Here is a 19585-nt window from a genome sequence, read left to right on the forward strand (position 1 = left end):
GACGTTCGCCTGCCCTCCCCCGGCCGCTACGAGCCACAAGAGAAGGGCGGTCAAAGCGAGCCTCCGCCGGTCAGGCCGCGGCGAGCGCCGCGTCGCCCACGAGGGGATTGGTCCGCCGCTCGTGCCCGAACGTCGACATCGGGCCATGACCGGGCACGAATGCGGTGTCGTCGCCCATCGGCCAAAGCCTCTTGGTGATCGATTCGATCAGCTGCGCGTGATCGCCGCGCGGGAAATCCCAGCGGCCGATCGACCCCTTGAACAGCACGTCGCCGACCAGCGCGAGGTTCGATGCCGCATGGCGAAACACGACGTGGCCCGGCGTGTGCCCCGGACAGTGCCGGACTTCGAAGGTCAGCTCGCCGACCGTGACCTCATCGCTGTCGACGAGCCAGCGCGACGGTTCGAACGGCTTACCCATCACGCCGTAGCGCGGACCGTCCTCTCCAAGCCGATCGATCCAGAAACGGTCGTCCTCGTGCGGCCCTTCGATCGGCACGCCCAGTTCTTCCGCGAAGATGCCGGCGCTTCCGCAATGGTCGATATGGCCGTGGGTCAGCAGGATTTTTTCGACCGTGACCCCGGCCTGGGCGGCGGCCGCCTTCAGCCGCGGCAGGTCGCCGCCCGGATCGACGAACGCGGCGCGATTAGTCTTCGTGCACCACAGCAAGGTGCAATTCTGCTGCAGCGGCGTGACCGGTACGATTGCAGCCTTGAGTGGCGGTTCGCTCATTGCGCGCGCTCTTCATCGACCGGCGACATGGCGGCGGGTTCATTCTTCATCGCGGCTGCGACGCGCTCGGCTCCACGCAGCGCTCGAAGCAGGTTGCCGCCTGCGAGCTTCGCAAGGTTGGCGTCGCTCCAGCCGCGGCGGATCAGCTCCGCGAACAATGCCGGATAGTCTTCGACTCCGTCGAGCCCCTCCGGAGTGGCGTCGATCCCGTCGAAATCCCCGCCGATCGCCACATGATCGTACCCGGCAACCTTGGCGACATGCTCGATGTGATCGGCGACGGCCGACACCGTCACCCGCGGCGCGGGATGCGCAGCCTCCCAGGCTTTCACCCCGGCCTCCACCGCAGCCTTGCTGGCGCGGTGGATCGCCCGCAGCCGCGCTTCCTCGCCGCTCCGCTCGGCGCCCCACTTCCACGATGCTTCCGATAGGAATCCGGGAACGAAGTTCACCATCACGACGCCGCCGTTCGCGGGCAGCAGCGCAAGCACGTCGTCTGGGACGTTGCGCGGGTGAGCGGAAAGTCCGCCGGCGGAAGAATGGGAGAAGATGACGGGTGCGCGGGTTGCGGCGATCGCGTCCTTCATCGTCTCAGGCGACACGTGGCTTAGGTCCACCAGCATGCCGATGCGGTTCATCTCCCGAACCACTGTTACGCCGAAGTCGGAAAGGCCGCCGTATTTCGCTTCGTCGGTCGCGCTGTCGGCCCATTCGGTCGTCTGGTTGTGCGTCAGCGTCATGTAGCGGGCGCCGAGATTGTAGAATTGCCGGAGCGCGGCAAGCGAACCGCCGATCTGCCGCCCGCCCTCGATCCCGATCAGCGACGCCACCTTGCCCTTGTGATGGATGCGCACGACGTCGTCGGCGGTGGACGCAAGCTCGAGGTCGTTCGAGTAGCGTGCGACCAGCCGGTGAACCACGTCGATCTGCAGCAGCGTCTCGCGGATCGTGGCATCGCCCGTGATCTGTCCGTTGATGTAGACCGACCAAAATTGCCCCCCGACCCGGCCCTGTCGAAGCCGGGCCATGTCGGTCATCAGCGGCGGCTCGCGCGTCGCGGTACCGCTGGCGAGACCTTCGATGCTCCGCTTGCTATGCTCCGACAGCTGCTCGGGCAGGTCGTTGTGCCCGTCGATCAGCGGCGTGCGCTTCAAGATGCGGTCGATTCGCGCCTGCACCTTCGGGTCGATCGGCTGCGCGCTTGCGGCCACGGGCAGGATCGCCGCAGCGGCGGCAACGGCAAACAGGAAATGCTTCATCGGCGGGAGCCTAGGTAGAGGCGCCCCGGGGCGCAACTCGGCTCATAAAGGCTGCCGCGCTGGAGCCTCGACGAGGTAACGTAGCCCTTCCGGCGCGAAGGTCAGCTTGGCCTTGCCTCCGATGTCGGACGCGAACGCCCGCTCTAGCATGCGCGTCCCGAAGCCCTTTCGCGCGGGCGGGGAGCATTCCGGACCGCCCTGCTCACGCCACTGCAGCCGGAAGCGTTCGGCATCGACCGACCAGTGCACCGCCACCGAACCGCTGGAGCTCGTGAGAGCGCCATATTTGAGCGCATTGGTCGCGAGCTCGTGAACGGTCATGGCCAGCGTCACCGATGACTTGGGGGTGAGGCGCACCGCGGGCCCGTCGAGCACGAAGCGGTCGCCGACGTTGCCGTGCGGTTCGAGCGTTTGCGCGATCACATCCCTGATCTCCACTTCCTGCCAATTCTGCTTCGTCAGGATCTGATGCGCGGACGCGAGCGCCATCAGCCGCCCTTCAAATGCCTTGGCTGCCTCTTCGAGCGGCGCATCCCTCCGCAGGCTCTGGTGGCCGATGCTCTGGACGATCGCGAGGGTATTTTTCACGCGATGGTTGAGCTCGGCAACGAGATGTTCGCGGATCCGCAGCTGTTCCTGCAGCGCCTCGGCGTCCTTGCGCATCTCGCGCTGGTAGAGGCCGGTCATCGCGACGAGCGCCAGTTGCGACGCCGACGCGACGGCAAGCGCCGCCGCCGTATGGCTGTTAAGGCCAAAGCTGTGGACAGGCGGCAGGATGTAGAACCAAGTCAGTCCCTGGCCGGCCACGAGGGCGACCAGGCCGCTCCGCCAGCCGCCTACGAGGCAGGCGAGGAGCACGCCGCTGAAGATGATCGCGAACGGCGCCTCGTCGCCGGTAAACGGCGACAGAGCCTTGCGGATTGCCAATGCGAGAAGGGCCGCTGCGACGCCCACGGCGACTTCGGTGACGATGGGCGGGAGGCGCTTTGCAAGCCGCTCCGGCACCCTTAATCGCAACAACCGACGAATCCTCGTACCCCCTTCCAGTCGCGTCATTGTGCGGAAGGATGGCGGGGTTCGCAATCAGCGCGGCGCGCGTGCCTCCGAGGCGATCCAGCTGCGGATCTTCTTATCCAGGATCGGCAGCGGCAGCGCACCAGTGTCGAGCACCTGGGCGTGAAATTCGCGGATGTCGAACCTGTCGCCCAGCTTCGCTTTCGCCTCGTCGCGCAGGCGGCTGATCGTCAGCTGACCGATCTTATAGGCGAGCGCCTGGCCGGGGATGGCGATGTAGCGCTCGACCTCGGCGGTCGCGTCGGTGCCGCCCATGCCCGAGTTGGCAAGCATGTACTTGATCGCCTGATCGCGCGTCCAACCCTTGGCGTGAAGCCCGGTGTCGACCACCAGCCGCATCGCCCGCAGCATCTCGTCGTTGAGATTGCCGAACCTCTGGTACGGATCGGTGTACAGCGCCATCGGATAGCCGAGCGATTCCGCATAGAGCGCCCAACCCTCGATATAAGCGGTGTTGCCGCCATAGCGCATGAACGCGGGAAGCGCGGCATTCTCCTGCGCCAGGCTGATCTGGAAATGATGCCCCGGCGCACCTTCGTGCATGAAGAGCGTCGTTTCTTCCCAGGTGCTGCGGGACGGCAAATCGTAGCCGTTGAAGTAGAATGTCCCGGCGCGCGTGCCGTCGGGCGTCCCCTGGTCGTAGCTTCCGCCGGCTTCGAATTTCTCGCGATATTCGGGATAGGGCCGGATCACGAGCTTGGCCTTAGGCAGCTTCGCGAAATATTCCGGCACCTTGGCGTCGACCTTGCGCTGCACCGCGTAAAAGCCGTCCTGAAGCTCCTGCTTGCTCTTCGGCTGGAACTTCGGGCTGGTGCGCATGTAATCGAAGAACTCGCGCAGCGTGCCCTTGAAGCCGACCTCGCGCTTTATATCCTCAAACCCCTTGGTGATCCGCGCCACCTCGCTGAGCCCGAGCTGGTGCACCTGCTCCGGGTCGAGCTTCTCCGTCGTCGTTTGCTCGATCAGCGTCCGGTAATAAGCGTCCCCGCCCTTCATGAACTTCAGGCCGACGCCCTCGCGCGCAGCCGGCAGATAGTCGTTCGCCAAGAAGTCGCGGAGCCGCTTCAGCGCCGGGTACACCGTCCCGCTCAGCGACTGGCGGTACTCGGCCGTCAGCCGCGAGCGGTCCGCCGGCGAGACAGACGCCGGAAAGCTGGCGATCGGCCCCCAATAAGGCGAGTCCTCCGGCCTTTGCTTCAGCTGGGTGTCGAGCTGCTCGATCATGTTGCGGACGGTCAGCTTGGTATCGACGATGCCCTCCGCCATGCCGCGGCGCCACTGGCGGATGGCCGTGTCGACATTCGCGGCGAATTCGAGATTGCGCTTCAAATTGCTTTCATAATCCCGGACGGTCTTGAACGGCGCGGCGCCCTGGCCGCCGGCAAGCGTCGGATAGTCGATGTGAAGCCCGTAGAAATGGTTCATCGGCAGCGCGGTGCTGAACTTCAGCACATTGGGCTGCAGCGCCTGGAGCCTGTCCCTGGTCGCAAACTCGAACACGTCATAGGCGATCTGGTCGGTCGCGTTCAGCTGATTGCGCGGGATCGTCCGAAGCGCCGCAAGGTCGCGCTCGGCCGCGGCGCGCTCCGCCTCGAAGTGGACGTCGCTGAACAAGTCGCCGAGCCGGTCCGCGTAGCGGCTGTCGCCGCGGTAAAGCGCCTGCAGTGGGTTGCGCGCAAGGCTTGCTTCGTCGCTCTGCCTGAACAGCTGGAATAGCCGGTCGTGCGCGCTCGCCTGCACCGCGGCCGCGGGCGGCTTCGGCTGGGCGTCGGCGGCTGCAGGCACGACCAGGGCGGCGGAAAGGGACAGGCAGGCAATGAATTTCATCGGCATTTCTCGTGTCCAGGAACGCGCACGGCAAAGGGGCGTCACGGCCTTGGCCGCAACGCCCCTGTCGATCAACGTGCCTTCAGACTCTACCAGAAGAAGTCGGGGATCCGGTCCACGACCTGTCCGCTCCAGGTATCGACCAGGAGGGCATCGTCCCAATAGCGGATCCAGCGATAGCCCGGCGGCGCATAGGGCAGTCGGTACATCCACGGATCGTTGATCCAGTAGCGGCTGCTGTAATAGCTCGGCCACATCCGCCAGCCGATCTGGTAGGGCCGGTAATTCCACCCGAACGGGTCGAAATAGATGCCGACGCGGAAGATCGAGCGGTGGCGGCGGCGGTGGTCCTGCCAGTCATAGTCGCGGTTGTTGCGCCAGTGGGTGCTCCACTGGGCTGCCGGCGTGCGGCGCTGCTCTGTCCGCAGCGGCGGCTGGGTGCCCGGGCGCGGGACGTTGCTGACAACGAGCGGGGAGCGCGGCCGCATCACGTCCGGCTCGCGGCCCGACCGTTCGCGAAGGCGTCCGTCGCGGATCGCCTGCTGGCGCCGCTCGAAACGGTCCTGGACCTGCTCGACATTTTCCGCGCGCGCGGCATCGCTGCGGCGCTCACCCATGCGGCGCAGGCTGTCCGAGTCGGCGCTTTGGCGGATCCGCTCCTGCCGTTCGAAGCGCGGCGAGGAATCACGGGCACGGTCGCCGAACGACGGCCGCTCGACGGTCGGCATTGTCCGCTCGACCGAACGATCGCCGAAGGACGGCTGCTGCCGCGCTTCGAAGCGGGCGCCACGGCGCGACGAGCTATCGTCCGAACGGCCGACCGATACGTCGCGCGCGGCCTGGCGGGCAGCGCGCGCTTCGCGTCGCTCCTGCCGCGCCTGCTGCGCAGCGGGGTCGTTGGGGGGAGATGCAAAAGCCGGCGCCGCCGCGGCGCTCGCCAGCAACAAGGAAATGATCAGTTTACGCATGACTTGGTGGCCTTTCTGACTAGGCCGGTGGTGCGCTCGTCGACATGAGCACTCGCTTAACCGTTTCGGCGGCGTACATTCATCCGGCGGATTTGGCCTGCGCTTGTGACCGAGCTGCCCGGACGATCGCTCGCTTAATGCGCCGATAGGCGCCGCAGCGGCAGATGTTCGGCAAGGCATCGACCTTCTGCTGGGTCACTCCACCGGCGTCGATCATCGCCGCGATCGCCATGATGAAGCCGGGCTCGCAATAGCCGCACATCGTCACTTGCTCGTCGATCCAGGCGCGCTGCACTGGGTGCGACCGGTCCGGCGACAGCCCCTCGATGGTCGTCACGCTCGCGCCTTCGAGGTCGCGGATCGCAACGCTGCAGCTCTTCACCGCCTGGCCGTCGATGATCACCGTGCAGGCGCCGCAATCGCGGCTGTCGCAGCCATATTTGGTGCCCGTCAGGTTCGACGCATCGCGCAGCGCCCAAAGAAGGGGCGTCGAAGGGTCGAGCCGGTAGTGAACCGCATCGCCGTTGACCGTCATCCGCGTCATCCGACCATGGCTAGCGCGGGCACCGCCGCGCTGCCAAGAAGATAGGATGAGCACCATCAATACCGGCAACGGCACCCGCATTGGCTACGACGAGGCCGGCGCCGGCAACGCGGTTCCGATCGTCTTCCTCCACGGAGTCGGGTCGAACAAGTCGGTGTGGCGCCCGCAGCTCGCCTTCTTTGGCCAACACCGCCGCGCCGTTGCCTTTGACTATCCGGGCTATGGCGACAGTGACCCTGCGCCCGAAGGCACCACGCGCGACGATTATGCTACCGCCATTCTTTCCGCGCTCGACGAGCTTGGCATCGCTCGCGCCCACATCTGCGGCTTGTCGCTTGGCGGCGTCGCTGCCATTGCGATGCATGATGCGGCGCCCGAGCGCTGCGCCTCTTTGGTCCTCGCCGACACTTTCGCTGTCCATCCTGACGGCCACGGCATTTACGACCGTTCGATCGCCGCGAGCGGAAACCTTCGGGCGATGGCGGAGGCCCGCGTCGACGTGCTGCTGGCGCAGCCGGCCGACCCTGCGATCCGCAGCGAAGTCGTCGAAACCATGGCCGCGATAGATCCTGCCGCTTACCGGATCGGCGCCGAAGCCGTGTGGCTCGCGGATCAGCGCGAGCGCGCCGCGGCCATCCGAGTTCCGACGCTCGTGCTGTGCGGAACGGAGGACAAGGTCACGCCCCCCGCTTTGTCGCAGGAGCTGGCCGATCTTATTCCCGGTGCGCGCTACGAGCTGATCGAGCGCGCCGGCCACCTGACGAATATCGAGCAACCGCAGGCGTTCAACGCGCAAGTCGACACCTTCATCCGCGCCGCCGAACAGGGCTGAAGGACGCGCCGCCACCGCGCTCACAAGAGCCCTGTCCTATTACCCCAATGCTGTGCCATGCTGCCGCGCGATGCAGGTTCGCCACCAGCCTTCACGCCATCCAGCGAATCTTCGCCTTTCCTACTCGTCACTGCGAAGATTGGCGAAAACGGGTGGGGGTCCGTCATGAAGATCGCCTGCGTCGGGGGCGGCCCGGCCGGCCTTTATTTCGCGATTTCGATGAAGTTGCGCGACCCCTCGCACGAGATCGCGGTGTTCGAGCGCAACGCGCCGGGCGTCACCTTCGGCTGGGGCGTCGTTTTCTCCGACCTCACCGTCGACAATATCACCAGGAACGATCCGGTTTCGGCGCACACGATCACGCAGGAGTTCGCGCACTGGGATGACATCGACGTCCACTTCCGGGGCGAGACGATCACGTCGGGCGGGCACGGTTTTATCGGCATCGGCCGCAAGCGGCTACTCGAAATCCTTCAGGACCGCGCGCGCGAACTCGGCGTCGTGCTGCACTTCAACGACGAGTGCGATCCGGCGGACCCCAAATGGCGCAACTATGATCTGGTCATCGCGTCGGACGGCATCAACTCGCGCTTCCGCGACGCGCAGCCTGAAGCATTCGGGGTCGATATCGACCTGCGGGCGAACAAGTTCGTCTGGCTCGGCACATCGAAGGTGTTCGACGCTTTCACCTTTGCGTTTGAAGAGACCGAGCACGGCTGGATCTGGGCGCACGCTTACCGCTTCGCGCCGGACTGCTCGACCTTCATCGTCGAATGCAGCGAGAACACCTGGCACGCACTCGGTTTCGGCACGATGTCGCAGGACGAGAGCATCGCCACCTGCGAACGGATCTTCGCCAAATATCTCGACGGCCATAGGCTGCAATCCAACGCCTCGCACCTGGTCGGAAGCGCGGCCTGGCTGAACTTCCGCCGCATCCGCTGCGAACGCTGGTCGAGCGGCAATGTGATCCTGCTCGGCGACGCCGCCCATACAGCGCACTTCTCCATCGGCAGCGGCACCAAGCTTGCGCTGGAAGACGCGATCAAGCTGGCGGAGGTGCTGAACCGCCCGGGCCTCAGCCTCGAAGCGGCGCTCGACGAATATCAGGCGGAGCGCGACCTCGAGGTGCTCAAGCTCCAGAACAGCGCCCGCAACTCGACCGCATGGTTCGAGACGCTGGAGCGCTACACCCACTTTGAGCCGGTGCAGTTCGCTTATTCGCTGCTCACGCGCTCGCAGCGGATCAGTCACGAGAACCTGCGGCTGCGCGACCCCGAATGGCTTGCCGCTGTCGAACGCTGGTTCTGGGAGCGCGCCGGCGTTCCGGGCAAGTCGGCCCCGCCCATGTTCGCACCGCTCAAGCTTCGCGACATGACGGTTCAGAACCGCATCACCGTCTCGCCCATGGCGATGTACTCTGCGGTCGACGGCACGCCCAACGACTTCCACTTCGTCCATTATGGCGAGCGCGCGATCGGCGGCGCCGGCCTCGTCTTCACCGAGATGACCTGCGTGTCGCCGGAAGGCCGAATCAGCCCCGGCTGCACCGGCATGTACAAGCCGGAGCATATCGCCGCCTGGAAGCGGATCGTCGATTTCGTTCATCAGCAATCAGGCGCGAAGATCTGCCTGCAGCTCGGCCATTCCGGCGCCAAAGGTTCGACCCGCGTCGGCTGGGAAGGCAACGACGTTCCCCTGGATGACGGCAATTGGCCGGTGATGAGCGCCAGCGATGTGCGCTGGTCGCCGGTCAATCAGCAGCCGCGGCCGATGACCCGCGCCGACATGGACCTCGTGCGCGACCAGTTCGTCGCCGCCGTCCGCATGGGCCTCGAAGCCGGGTTCGACATGGTCGAGCTTCACGCCGCGCACGGCTATTTGCTGTCGAGCTTCATCACGCCGCTGCAGAATAATCGCTCCGACGATTATGGCGGCAGCCTGGAAAACCGGCTGCGCTTCCCGCTCGAAGTCTTCGCGGCGATGCGCGCGGCCTGGCCGAGCGACAAGCCGATGAGCGTCCGCATCTCCGCCACCGATTGGGCCGGCGAGGACGGCATCACGCCCGATGATGCAGTGGAGATCGGCGAAGCATTTGCGCGCGAGGGCGCCGACCTGATCGACGTCTCGGCTGGCCAGACCTGGGGCGACCAGCAGCCGGTTTACGGGCGCATGTTCCAGACGCCGTTCAGCGACCACATCCGCAACCAAGGGCGGCTCGCCACCATGGCCGTGGGGAACATCTACGAGCCCGACCATGCGAACTCGATCCTCGCCGCCGGACGGGCCGATCTGGTGGCGTTAGGGCGGCCGCACCTGGTCGATCCCTTCTGGACTGTGCGCGCCGCGGCGGCGCTCGACTACCGCGATGTCCGCTGCCCGCCGCAATATCTCAATGGCCTCGCGCAACTCGCCCGCAACCTCAAGCGCGATGCGGAAATGGCGGCGGCGCTCAAGGCCTAGAGCGTGACGGACTCCGAAAAGACGCCGCCGGCCTCGCCGCCGCTCGCCCAACAGATCAACGCCTTCACCGGATCGTGGCCCGCCGCTTCGAGGGTCACTTCCCACCCGGGCTCGAGCGCATTGTCGGAATGGAGCCGGAAGCCCTCGCTCGACAGGTTGACGATCCGCGCGGGCAGGTCGCCCGCTGCGCAATGCACCGTGACGTCGCTCGAAGCCTCGACGCGAACGCCGCGCGGCTGCCACTCGCGGCCTTCCAGCCTGCCTTCATATTTCACGTTCGTCCACCTGCTCCACCGCCGGCAAGAGTAACCGCCAGCGATCATCAGCCGATAAACGAACAGAGTTCCGGAATCGTTTACCAACCGAAATGGAGCAGCCGAGCGCCTGCGGCGTTGCTGGCGCGATGGTGTGGACGCCCGAACCGACGTACGAAAAGCCGGAAATCAGCGTCCGCGCGACGACGCTTTACTATCAGATCGTCGCGCCGATCATGCTCCCGTTCCTCGAGAGGCGGCTGCTCAACCTGTTCCGCTGCCGCGAGGGCAAATGCTTCTTTCAGCGCAACCGCGAACATCCGCCGACCGGGAAAGAATTCGACAAGCTCGTCCATTTCGAACCCGTCACCCAGAAGAACGGCCGCACCGAGCAATATCTCTATGTCGAGAGCGAGGAGGAGATCGTCGCCTGTGCCAAGGTCCAGACGGTCGAATTCCACGGCTGGGGCAGCCGCGCAGGGGCAGTCGAAACGCCCGACCGCCTGGTCATCGATCTCGATCCCGATCCGAGGCTCGGCTTCGACAAGGTGAAGGACGCGGCTTTCCAGCTCCACCGCGCGTTCGCCGAACTGGGTCTGGAGAGCTTCGCTCTACTGTCCGGCGGGAAGGGCATCCACGTGATCGTCCCGCTCGAACCCGCCTCGCTGTGGGAGGAGGTGCGCGAATTCGCCAAGGCGCTCTGCACCGCGCTTGCAAAAGCCGCGCCGGACCGCTTCACCGTCGCGCTGCCGAAGCCGCAGCGGCGGGGCCGGATCTTCCTCGACTTCCTGCGCAACCAGCGGACCGCAACCGCGATTATGCCTTATTCGGCCCGCGCGCGCACCGGCATGCCCGTCTCTGCACCTGTGACTTGGGACGAGCTGTCGGACATCGACAGCGCCGACGCATTCACCATTGCCGACGTCGAAGATCTGCTGAAAAGAGCTAAGTCGCGTGACCTGAAATCCTGGGGACAAGCGGCGCAACATTTGCCGCGGCTGTCCTAACTTGCGTCAACGCGGTGAACTTGCGCTCGTTACAGCCGTTTCACTCTCAATTAACGGGAGGAAGATCGATGACTACGCGTAAGTTCGCCCTGGTCTGGGGCATCATATTCCTGATCATCGGCGCAGGCGGCTTCATCCCCGGCCTGATGCATCCGCCGGCGATGGACGATCCCGACATTGCGATGCGGACCATGTACGGCCGTGAGCTCGGGCTCTTCCCGGTCAACCTGCTGCACAGCATCGTCCACCTGCTGTTCGGGCTGTGGGGCGTGCTCGCCTACCGCAGCTGGGACGCGGCCAAGACCTACGCGAAGGTCACGGCGGTCGTTTACGCCGTTTTCGTCGTCATGGGCCTGATCCCGGGCCTCGACACGACTTTCGGCCTGGTGCCGCTGTTCAGCCACGACGTCTGGCTGCACATCATCCTCGCGGCTGGTGCTGCCTATTTCGGCTTCATCCACCGCGACACCGACACGCGGGCGCGGACCTGACCTGAGAGCGCGGGCGGGCTTCGGCCCGCCCGCCGCTTAGATCTCCGCCCACTCCTTGGCCTTTTCGACCGCGTTGAGTTCGCGGATCAAGGCGTCGACGCTTCGCGTCAGCTCCGGCAAGAAGGTGATCTGGTGCCGGGCGCCGCGATAGCTTTCCGCCATCAGGATCGCGTCGATCAGCACAGGAACGACGAGACCTTCCGGATCTTCGAGTTCCGCCAGCGCCCGCAGCTTGCCCAAGGCCTTGCGCCGCGCCGCCACCGGGTCCGCAAGCGCTTCCGTCCGCCCGATCAACCAGCTCATGTCCCGCACTCCCGCAAAGAGGGACAGGATATTCCTTTGCGGCGAGCGCGGAAGGCTGCTCCGCCGCACGCAGGACTAGCTTCGCCGCTAACCACCGCCTCGGCTCCGTTGCCAAACCGAAGTTTGCCCGGCCAGCGCGCCCGGCTATCAGCCTGATTCGGCAGGAGAGTGGATTTGCGGGCGAAAGTGATGGGACTGCTTGGGGCAAGCCTGGCGCTGCACGCCTGCTCGCGCCAGCAGCCGTCGAACGATCTCGTCTTCGTGTCGAACGAAGCGGGCTATGTGACGATCGTCGACGGCGCGACGGGCAAGATCGAAGGACAGCTGGTCACCGGCCAGCGACCGCGCGGCCTGGAGTTCTCCGCGGACAAGAAGACGCTCTACGTCGCTGCCAGCAATGCGCACCGCATCGAGGCGTGGGACATCGCGTCCCGCAAGCGGACCGGCATCGTGAATTCGAACACCGATCCGGAACGCTTCGTGCTGAGCCCTGACGGTCGCACGCTCTATGTCGCGACCGAAGACCAGAGCGCCGTGACGTTCGTCGATCTCGCCACCGACAAGATCGTTCGCGAAGTCAAAGTTGGCGCTGAACCTGAAGGCATCGGCGTCAGCCCCGACGGCAAGCTGGTGGTGGCGACGTCGGAAGTCGCGAACGTCGCTCACTTTATCAATGCACGAACCGGCGAGGTGATCGACAGCCTTCCCGTGGGCACGCGACCGCGCTTTGTCCTGTTCATGAACCGCGGGCGCACCGTGTGGGTGTCGTCGGAGCAGCGCGGCACGATCACAGTCTTCGACAGCGCGACGCGGCGCGTCGTCCAGACCATCGACCTCACGCAAAGCTTCGACATCCCCGATCCGGTGCAGGCGGTGGAGATGCGCAAGACGCGTGACGAGAAGCGCGTGTTCGTCGCCATGGGGCGGTCCAACCGTGTCGCCGAGATCGATCCCGCGACGGGTGCGGTCGTCCGCTCTTTTCCGACCGGTGAGCGGACCTGGGGCATCGGCCTCTCGCCGGACGAAAGCCGGCTTTACGCCGCGGCGGGGATCGCCGGGACGCTCACCATCATCGACATCAAGCGCAACAAGGTCCTGAAAACCGTTCGTCTCGGAGGACGCCCGTGGGGCGCCATCGCCGCACCGCGATGAAGAGATGGATCGCTGCCAGCGTCGCAGCGATGCTGCTTGCGTCGTGCACCGGGCCCGAGCCGCAGCGGACGCTGACTGCCTGTGCGGACCCGAACAATCTGCCCTTCTCCAACCGAGCCGGCGAAGGCTTCGAGAACAAGCTCGCCGAGATGATCGCAGAGGATCTCGGCGCCAAGCTAGATTATGTCTGGTGGGCGCAGCGGCGAGGTTACGTGCGCAACACGCTCAACGAAAAGAAATGCGACTTCTGGCCCGGAGTCGCGAGCAACCTCGAGATGCTGGCGAGCAGCCGGCCTTATTATCGCTCGACCTACGTTTTCGTCACTCGCGAGCGGGACAAGCTAAGCGGCCTGACGCTCGACGACGCCCGCCTCAAGCGGCTCAGGATCGGCGTCCAGATGGTCGGTGATGACGGCAGCAATTCGCCGCCGGCTCACGCGCTCGCAAGCAGGGGGGTTAGGGACAACGTTCGCGGCTACATGCTCTACGGCGACTATCGCGAGCCGAACCCGCCGGCCGAGATCGTCCAGGCTGTCGAGCGCGGCGATGTCGATGTCGCGCTCGTCTGGGGTCCACTGGCCGGATATTTCGCCTCCAAGTCCGCTGTCCCAATGCGCCTTGAGCCGGTCATGCCGTGGATGGCCGACATGCAATGGCCGATGCAGTTCGACGTCTCCGTGGGCGTCCAGAAGAACAATCAGCCGCTGCTGAAGGAAATCGACAAGGTCCTCGAGCGGCGCAGGGGAGACGTCCGCAAGCTCCTCGAACGCTATCGCGTCCCGCTGGTCGACAACCCCTAGCGGCGTTCCCGCCGCGCGCCGGCGGCGCGGACGGCAAACGCAAGTGCGAATGTCACCGCCGTCGGGATGATCCAGTCGAGCCATTGATCGGGCTTTGGCCAGACACTGGGATCGAGGCCGCCCCACCAGGGCATATTGGCGCGCAAGCCGCCGCCGAATTGTTCGATCCAGCGATATTCGGCCTGCGTTATCTCGCGCGAGATTGCCCATGCGCTCGCCGCTGCGGCACCGGCAAACCAGCTGCGAGTCGGCCATGCAACGATCGCCTGAATCGCGCCGGCGAGCAGCAGATGAATGATCACGTTACCTCCGCAATATTACGAATCGTCAACGCCCGTCTACACCGCCGTCCGCGCGTGCTGTGCCTTCACATGCTGGCGGCTGCCCGATAGGGGGCAGCGGATGGGCGAAGACGTACTTCAGTTCGGACGCGAGATCCTCCACGACGAGGCCCGCGCACTTGACGCATTAGCAGACAGCGTCGGCGAGGAATTCGTCGTCGCCATAAAGGAAATCCTCCACTGCTCGGGCAAGCTGATCATCGGCGGCCTCGGCAAGTCCGGCCATATCGCGCGTAAGATCGCGGCGACGTTCGCCTCCACCGGCACGACCGCGACCTTCCTGCACCTTGCCGAGGCGGTTCACGGCGACCTCGGGCTGGCGGCGCAGGGCGACGTCGCTATTCTCATCTCCCAGAGCGGCGAGACCGCCGAGCTGGAGCCCGTAATCGATCATCTCGACCATGTCGGCATCCCCATCATCGGCATCACGGGCAATTCCGGATCGATGCTGGCACGAGCCTCGAAAGCACCGCTGGTGCTCCCGCACTGGCGCGAGGTCGGGCCGGAATCAGTGGCTCCCACCACCTCGACTACCATGACCCTCGCCCTTGGCGATGCGCTGGCGATGACGGTCATGCGCCAAAAGGGATTCACTCGGAACGACTTCGGACGCCTGCATCCAGGGGGCGCTCTCGGCGTCCGGCTGAAGCCCGTGACGCGGCTGATGCACGGCGGGACGGCGATGCCGCTGACCAGCAAGGACGCGCCGATGCATGACGCCATCGTCGAAATGTCGGCCAAGCGGCTCGGCATCATCGGCGTCGTCGACGAAGCCGGCTATCTTGTCGGAGTGATCACCGACGGCGACTTGCGGCGGCACATCGAGGAGGGGCTGGAACATACGGCCGCCGAATTCATGACGCGTGATCCGAAGACCCTCGATTCCGAGGCGCTCGTCGACGAGGCGCTGATCATGTTCGAAGAAAATAAGATCACCGTGCTGTTCGTCGTCGAGGAGGATGGCCAGGGCAAGAAGCCGCTGGGCGTGCTGCACATCCACGACTGCTCCGTGCAGCGCCGCGTCGGCCACAGCTGAAAAGCGGCGTCGTATGAAGAGCATCATCCTGGTCCCGGCGCGCTTTGCGTCGTCGCGCTACCCCGGCAAGCCGCTGGTCGAACTCACCGGCGCCTCGGGCACGCGCAAGCCGCTCATCCAGCGCAGCTTCGAAGCCGCATCGCGCGTCGCAGGCGTCTTGGACGTCTATGTCGTCACCGATGACGAGCGCATCGCCGACGCCTGCGCCGGGTTCGGCGCCCCGGTCATCATGACTTCGCCGGAATGCCGGAACGGCACGGAGCGCTGCGCCGAGGCGCTGGCTCAGGTCGGCGATGCCGATCTCCTCATCAATGTGCAGGGCGACGCGCTGCTGACGCCGCCGAGCTTCGTCGAAGCCTTGATCGATCATTGTGCGAGTAATCCCGAGGCGATGGTTGCGACCCCGGCGATCCGATTAGGCAGCGACGAAGTCCGCGAGCTGCTGATCGACGAGGCGAGGGGAATTGTCGGTGGCACCAGCGTGGTCGTCGATAGCCGGCAAAACGCACTCTATTTTTCGAAGCGCCTCATCCCCCATTTGCCGCAAGGCGCGCTCGACAGCCAATTATCGCCCGTCCGCTTCCATGTCGGCGTCTATTGCTACCGCCGTGAAGCGCTGGATCGCTATGCGGCCACGCCTGAGACGGAGTTGGAGCGGCTGGAAGGATTGGAGCAGCTGCGGTTCCTAGTCGCCGGCATCCCGGTCGCAGTGGTCGAGGTGGAGCGGCCGTCCTTCGCATTGCGCGAGCTCAACAACCCTGAAGACGTGCCGGCCATCGAGCAGGCGCTCGCAACGGCAGGGATCGACTAAGCGCTAGCCTCGGCGCTCACGGGTGCGCAGAGCTTGTCGGCCATATTCTTGACGAGCGTCGCGACCGCCGACTCGCTGGCGAGCCCGCCGCGCACCAGGCAATTGTGAACGAGGACACGGCGGAAGCATTCGTAGAGCCCAGGCTCCGGCGCAGGCGGGTCGGTCCAGAAATCGTCGACATGGCCGTCGAAGGTGAGGCCAGGAACCTTGTAGATTGCCTCGCCGAGCGCGCAGACCGGCGTATTGGCGGCGAGGGCGACCGTGGCCGAGGTGCTGTTGACGCAGACCATCCCGGCGGCCTGCTGCGACAGGCTGTCGAGGTCGCCGCCATCGATGAAGTGGACACGGCCGTCGATGCGGAGCCGGCGCGCGTTCCTTTGCAGGAAGCGGCGCCAGTTGAAGAAAGACGAGTCGAGCGGGTGCGCCTTGACGAGCAAATGCGCGTCCTCGGGCGCATGTGCGGCAAAGCTTTCCAGCACGTAGACGGCCGCTGCAGGCATGCTCGCGAAGGGCGAATGGTTGCGGATCTGGTAGTCGCCGGACAGCTGCAGCGGCAGCAGGAAGAAGGGCTTGCCTTCAAGCGCCGCCAACTGCTTCTGCGCAGCTTCGGCGCGGCGCGACTGGACGAAATATTTCCAGACCCAGCCGAACGCCTCGCTGAGGACCCAGGCCGGGCGGTGGCTCCTGAAATGCGGGTAAGCCGGCCGCCCGACGTGAAGGGCGGTATAATATCTCGCTGCGTCACGGACGCGCCGACGAAAGGCTGCGGTGACGGGCGGCAGCTCCGGCTCCGCGGGCAGCGCACGGGCCTCCTGGATGAACCACTCCTTCTCGCGACGCAGCCTGGAATGGCCGTTCACCCCGTCGAGCTCCAGTGTCATCCAGTGGGGGCGGACATAGCCTTCTTCCAGAACGTGGACGCGGATGTTGCGCAGTGCGGCAAGGCGGCGGGCGGTCACATGATAGGGCCGGCAATCGCCGAACAGCAGGATGTCGGTGATCTTCCGCTCCCTCAGGAAGCGGTCGAAGAACACCGGCCAGCTGTGGAAGCGGCCGCGGAAATCCGTTGCAGCGCCGGGCCAGTCCAGCTTGTCGCCGGCGCTGAGATTGATGCGCTCGACCTTGACGCCGCGCTGGCGCAGCTCCTGGGCGAGATTGTGGAACAATGGCCCTGGCGGACCCTGGAGGAACAGGAAGGTGCGCGGCGCGGGGGCTGCCCGCTTCCGCACTTTTGGCCGCTTCGGCCTGACCCGCGCCAAGGGGCGGGCAGTCGAAGGGCGAAGATGAAGATCTTGCTTCGTCATCCAGCCAAGTTTCTGGAATTGTTCATGATCTCATCCTGAACGACTCGCCTGCGAAACATCCGCAGAGGTGCAGCTTGCTTCACTTGTGGTGCACCGATCAACGAAAGAAACCCCGTAGTTTCCCCATGATCCTGCCTTGCACCCGCCGCAAGGCGACAATCAAGGTCCGGTCGGTCTCGCCGCCGCCACTGAGCCGCTCCACGACCACCTCCGCCGGGCAAGGCAGCCCCGTGACCGGATCCAAATAGCGGGGATAGATCAGCAGCACCGCAGCAACGAGTTCGTCGATCGTCGGGCGTGCCGTCCTGCGGCCGGGCACATCTCCAAGATCGGTGGTGAGCCCCCAGCCGGCATAAAAAGGCACGCCGTGCGTCACCACCCGCTTGCCGCGAAGCAGGGCCTCGAACCCCGCCAAAGAGGTGATCACATGCACTTCGTCCACCAGCGAGATCAGCGGGGAAATCGCTCCATCGCGGACGATTTCGTCGGCGAGTTCCAGCGCAACCGAATCCTTGATGGCTCCCACACGATGACCGGCCTCGATGTCCGGATGCGGCTTGTAGATGATGTAGGCATCGGGAGCCGCGGTCCGGACGCGGCGCAGTAGCTCGAGATTGCTGCGGACGGCGCCGCCGCCCTCGACCACGGACCGATCGTCCTCGACCTGACCCGGAACCAGTATATGCCGCCGGTCAGCGGATCGACGATCGAGCGAACCGCCACCCGCCGAATATTTGCTGAGGCCGGCGTCGACGATCGTCCGGCGCAATTCTCGCGCGCGCGCGACGACGTCCGGCGGGCAGCCGCCAGCCTCGATCAGCTGTTCAAGCTCGCTCGGCTTGGAGGGATCGAAATGGGCGCCGAGCCGGTCGACGACGATCGACAAAGGCGGGACGCAGTCCGCCCCAAGCCCTGCGGAGCGGATGAAGCCGTCTTCGACCTCGATAAGCGCACCCGCCCGTTTCTCGAGCTCGGCGAGCTGCGCCGGCGGCGTTCGTGAGCGCCAAAGCGCGACATTCGACCCTTCCGGCACGGCGTCGGCGCGCGACACGAATTGCATCTGCCGGCCGGACCACAACAGTGGTTCCACGGTCTCGCGCTTCCACGACGCGAAGCCGATCGCCGCGTCGATGGCGCCATTGCTTTCGATCAGCTGCCGCCAAAAAGCGCACAGCTCGATCGCCTCGGCGAGGTCCATCGGTTCGCCGGAAAAAGGATTGCGGTAACGCCAGCCGTCGACAGCACGGCTACGGAACTCGTCGATCGAAACGGTCCCGAAGCCGGCCTCGGCCGCACGGGCGGCAAGCCGCTCGACCTCCGCGTCGGTCAGCTTTTGGGCTTCTGCAGATCGCTCCGCCAGCGGCGCATGCCGCGCTCGCGGGAATGGCGGCACTTCAAGCAGTGGCGCGGGCAAAAGCGTATCCTGGTTCGCCAAAGTAGGTTCGCTCATCCGCTGTTCGGCTGCCTTGCCGGCTTCCTACGCCGATGCACGCCGCTTGTCGCGGCTCGCCGATCAGCCGAAGCTCGGCAGCCGCCGCAGGTAATTGGCATAGTCGCTCTTGCCGAGCCGGTCGGCCGCGCGTTCAAGCCCGGCTTCGTCGATGAAACCGCCGCGCCAGGCGATCTCCTCAGGGCAGGCTACCTTCATCCCTTGGCGCCGCTCGAGCGTCGCGACGAACTCAGCCGCCTGAAGCAGGCTGTCGGGGGTGCCGGTGTCGAGCCACGCATAGCCGCGCCCCATCACTTCAACGTGAAGCTGACGCTGCTCGAGGTAGACGCGGTTCACGTCGGTGATCTCGAGCTCGCCGCGCGCCGATGGCTGAATGTTGGCTGCGATATCGACCACCTGCTCGTCGTAGAAATAGAGGCCGGTGACCGCCCAGTGGGACTTGGGGGCGGAAGGTTTCTCTTCGATGCTGAGGGCGCGCATCTGCGGATCGAAATCGACGACGCCGTACCGCTCAGGATCGACCACCTGATAGGCGAATACGGTCGCGCCGCTTTCCCGCGTCCGCGCCTTTTCGAGCAGGTCGGGGAGGCCGTGCCCGAAGAAGATGTTGTCGCCGAGCACCAGGCACGACCGCCCGCCGCTGACGAAGTCGGCACCGATCGTGAACGCCTGCGCGAGGCCCTTCGGCTCGGGCTGGACGGCGTAGGAGATGCTCATCCCCCACTGCGATCCATCGCCGAGCAGGTGCTGGAACGCGGCCGCATCTTGCGGCGTAGTGATGACGAGCACCTCGCGAATGCCGGCGAGCATCAGCGTTGTCAGCGGATAATAGATCAGCGGCTTGTCGTAGACCGGCATCAGCTGCTTCGACACCGCGAGCGTCATCGGGAACAACCGCGTGCCGCTTCCGCCCGCCAGGATAATGCCCTTCATTCG

At 65.4% G+C, this 19585-nt stretch carries 20 protein-coding genes; 8 read left to right on the forward strand and 12 right to left on the reverse strand.

Annotated elements, in window-relative coordinates:
• Positions 1–70 precede the first annotated feature (70 nt).
• The 6 genes from VIL42_03785 to VIL42_03810 form a co-directional block, all read right to left on the reverse strand.
• A complete protein-coding gene (locus VIL42_03785) occupies positions 71–733 on the reverse strand; it encodes an MBL fold metallo-hydrolase (protein HEY8591969.1) in 663 nt (220 codons plus the stop codon).
• A complete protein-coding gene (locus tag VIL42_03790) occupies positions 730–1992 on the reverse strand; it encodes a dipeptidase (GenBank protein HEY8591970.1) in 1263 nt (420 codons plus the stop codon). The genes VIL42_03785 and VIL42_03790 overlap by 4 nt, the downstream gene beginning before the upstream one ends.
• 42 nt (positions 1993–2034) lie before the next feature.
• Positions 2035–3012 (reverse strand): HWE histidine kinase domain-containing protein, encoded by a 978-nt coding sequence (locus VIL42_03795; protein ID HEY8591971.1) that lies wholly within the window; start codon positions 3010–3012, stop codon positions 2035–2037.
• 63 nt (positions 3013–3075) lie between these two features.
• Entirely contained in the window at positions 3076–4893 is a 1818-nt protein-coding gene (locus VIL42_03800) for a DUF885 domain-containing protein (GenBank protein HEY8591972.1), read from the reverse strand.
• 89 nt (positions 4894–4982) lie between these two features.
• Positions 4983–5861, reverse strand: coding sequence for an RcnB family protein (locus VIL42_03805; protein HEY8591973.1), 879 nt, complete (start codon positions 5859–5861; stop codon positions 4983–4985).
• Between the two features lie 79 nt (positions 5862–5940).
• Positions 5941–6405: a (2Fe-2S)-binding protein gene (locus VIL42_03810; GenBank protein ID HEY8591974.1), complete on the reverse strand. Its 465-nt coding sequence runs from the start codon at positions 6403–6405 to the stop codon at positions 5941–5943.
• Positions 6406–6451: 46 nt separating this feature from the next.
• Here VIL42_03810 and VIL42_03815 point away from each other — a divergent pair, with 46 nt between their 5' ends.
• Positions 6452–7237 carry an alpha/beta fold hydrolase gene (locus tag VIL42_03815; protein ID HEY8591975.1) on the forward strand — a complete coding sequence of 262 codons (786 nt, stop codon included), beginning with the start codon at positions 6452–6454 and terminating at the stop codon, positions 7235–7237.
• A 165-nt stretch (positions 7238–7402) separates the two neighbouring features.
• A complete protein-coding gene (locus tag VIL42_03820) occupies positions 7403–9700 on the forward strand; it encodes a bifunctional salicylyl-CoA 5-hydroxylase/oxidoreductase (GenBank protein HEY8591976.1) in 2298 nt (765 codons plus the stop codon).
• On the opposite strand, the gene VIL42_03825 is transcribed toward VIL42_03820, so the two are convergent.
• Positions 9697–9975, reverse strand: coding sequence for a PilZ domain-containing protein (locus VIL42_03825; GenBank protein ID HEY8591977.1), 279 nt, complete (start codon positions 9973–9975; stop codon positions 9697–9699). The two genes, VIL42_03820 and VIL42_03825, sit on opposite strands and share 4 nt — an antisense overlap.
• A gap of 92 nt (positions 9976–10067) precedes the next feature.
• Between VIL42_03825 and ligD the strand changes: the two genes are divergently transcribed.
• Complete coding sequence (ligD, locus tag VIL42_03830; GenBank protein ID HEY8591978.1) at positions 10068–10961, forward strand: non-homologous end-joining DNA ligase; 894 nt, start codon at positions 10068–10070, stop codon at positions 10959–10961.
• Positions 10962–11029: 68 nt separating this feature from the next.
• The gene (locus VIL42_03835; GenBank protein HEY8591979.1) at positions 11030–11452 is read left to right on the forward strand and encodes a DUF4383 domain-containing protein; all 423 of its coding nucleotides are present in this window, start codon (positions 11030–11032) and stop codon (positions 11450–11452) included.
• Positions 11453–11488: 36 nt separating this feature from the next.
• Here the strand turns inward: VIL42_03835 and VIL42_03840 are convergent, their stop codons facing one another.
• A complete protein-coding gene (locus VIL42_03840; protein ID HEY8591980.1) occupies positions 11489–11755 on the reverse strand; it encodes a hypothetical protein in 267 nt (88 codons plus the stop codon).
• A gap of 174 nt (positions 11756–11929) precedes the next feature.
• Here VIL42_03840 and VIL42_03845 point away from each other — a divergent pair, with 174 nt between their 5' ends.
• Both VIL42_03845 and VIL42_03850 read left to right on the forward strand, forming a co-directional pair.
• Positions 11930–12907 carry a PQQ-dependent catabolism-associated beta-propeller protein gene (locus VIL42_03845; protein ID HEY8591981.1) on the forward strand — a complete coding sequence of 326 codons (978 nt, stop codon included), beginning with the start codon at positions 11930–11932 and terminating at the stop codon, positions 12905–12907.
• Positions 12904–13707 (forward strand): quinoprotein dehydrogenase-associated putative ABC transporter substrate-binding protein, encoded by an 804-nt coding sequence (locus VIL42_03850; GenBank protein HEY8591982.1) that lies wholly within the window; start codon positions 12904–12906, stop codon positions 13705–13707. Before VIL42_03845 ends, VIL42_03850 begins: the two co-directional genes overlap by 4 nt.
• Here the strand turns inward: VIL42_03850 and VIL42_03855 are convergent.
• A complete protein-coding gene (locus tag VIL42_03855; protein HEY8591983.1) occupies positions 13704–14009 on the reverse strand; it encodes a hypothetical protein in 306 nt (101 codons plus the stop codon). The genes VIL42_03850 and VIL42_03855 overlap by 4 nt on opposite strands.
• 100 nt (positions 14010–14109) lie before the next feature.
• On the opposite strand from VIL42_03855, the gene VIL42_03860 reads away from it, so the two are divergent.
• Both VIL42_03860 and VIL42_03865 read left to right on the forward strand, forming a co-directional pair.
• Positions 14110–15084 (forward strand): KpsF/GutQ family sugar-phosphate isomerase, encoded by a 975-nt coding sequence (locus VIL42_03860; GenBank protein HEY8591984.1) that lies wholly within the window; start codon positions 14110–14112, stop codon positions 15082–15084.
• A gap of 13 nt (positions 15085–15097) precedes the next feature.
• Complete coding sequence (locus VIL42_03865; protein HEY8591985.1) at positions 15098–15895, forward strand: manno-octulosonate cytidylyltransferase; 798 nt, start codon at positions 15098–15100, stop codon at positions 15893–15895.
• On the opposite strand, the gene VIL42_03870 is transcribed toward VIL42_03865, so the two are convergent.
• From VIL42_03870 to rfbA, 3 genes are all read right to left on the reverse strand, one after another.
• A complete protein-coding gene (locus VIL42_03870) occupies positions 15892–17124 on the reverse strand; it encodes a capsular biosynthesis protein (GenBank protein HEY8591986.1) in 1233 nt (410 codons plus the stop codon). The genes VIL42_03865 and VIL42_03870 overlap by 4 nt on opposite strands.
• Before the next feature lie 172 nt (positions 17125–17296).
• Positions 17297–18649, reverse strand: a complete 1353-nt coding sequence (locus VIL42_03875; protein HEY8591987.1) for a beta-3-deoxy-D-manno-oct-2-ulosonic acid transferase — start codon at positions 18647–18649, stop codon at positions 17297–17299.
• Between the two features lie 63 nt (positions 18650–18712).
• Positions 18713–19582, reverse strand: coding sequence for a glucose-1-phosphate thymidylyltransferase RfbA (gene rfbA, locus VIL42_03880; GenBank protein HEY8591988.1), 870 nt, complete (start codon positions 19580–19582; stop codon positions 18713–18715).
• Between the last annotated feature and the right edge of the window lie 3 nt (positions 19583–19585).

The sequence above is a fragment of the Sphingomicrobium sp. genome (assembly GCA_036563485.1).
Classification (GTDB): Bacteria; Pseudomonadota; Alphaproteobacteria; order Sphingomonadales; family Sphingomonadaceae; genus Sphingomicrobium.